This is a genomic window from Lacinutrix sp. MEBiC02404, assembly GCF_053601575.1.
In genome coordinates this window covers 1-948 of sequence record NZ_JBSHNV010000118.1, presented here as the reverse complement: position 1 = coordinate 948, position 948 = coordinate 1, and the positions used below count along the sequence as shown (strand labels likewise).

At 31.2% G+C, this 948-nt stretch carries 1 rRNA gene; it reads right to left on the bottom strand.

Features of this window, described 5'->3' with window-relative positions:
- Window positions 1–868: 868 nt before the first annotated feature.
- A 5S ribosomal RNA gene (gene rrf, locus ACVCXO_RS02930) occupies window positions 869–948 on the bottom strand; the annotation flags it as partial.

The following is a 948-nucleotide window of genomic DNA, read 5'->3' as shown; positions in this document are numbered from 1 at the left end:
GATTTTCTTTAGAACTTTTCCTGCTACTTAACATATTATTGTTTCCGTAGCGGGGTGCAAATATAGATACCTTTTTCTTCTTGACAATACCTTTTTTAATCTTTTTTTTGATTATTTTTTTTGAAGCGTTCTAAGGCTTTATTTTCAACCTTTTATAGCCTGAAGTTTTTTCCAAATTCGATGCCTGTAGTTTGGTTTTTGCGTTAAGGATAGTAGCGATATCCTTTTTATGGGACTTTAGTCACTCGTTTTATAAATAATCGAAACCTATATATAAGGAGTTTTTACTTATTGAAATCTGAAAAATCAACAAAAAGATATAGCGGATAGCCTGACGTTACTTCATTCTTTTATTAAGTAACGGAACGCACAGCGAATTATAGAAAGAAATGGAACACAAGATTGGAATACCAATGAGCATATCTTATGTATTATTTAGTAATCATTCTATAAAAGTCGAATAATTATTAAAAACAATTTACCCCATCATTGGAGGTTGCTTTAGGGAGTCAACTAATTCTAAAAAACAACGACTACTTTTCTGTTCCTGGTTAAACAGGAACAAAAACTTAAATATTGCAATAGCCTAATAAATAGGTTCCTCTATTTTTAGGGCCAATTGTATTAAAAAGCAAGGTATTCTCTGTCTGTTTTTTTATAGATGTTTCGTTCTAAGAAGCATTTACCATATATATATTGGTGAAGATTACGATCTTTAATTAAAGAATATAATAGAAAAGGATGTGGTTTCTATCGCTTATGCAGTAGCAAAAAAGTTTCTTCAACGTCATCCAGTTTTAACTATAATTTTCTATTGATTTTATTGCATAAAAAAATCCTCAACAAATAAATGCTGAGGATTCTCTAAAAAAGGCGACGACCTACTCTTCCACAATGTAGTACCATCGGCGCAAATGGGCTTAACTTCTCTGTTCGGAATGGTAAGAG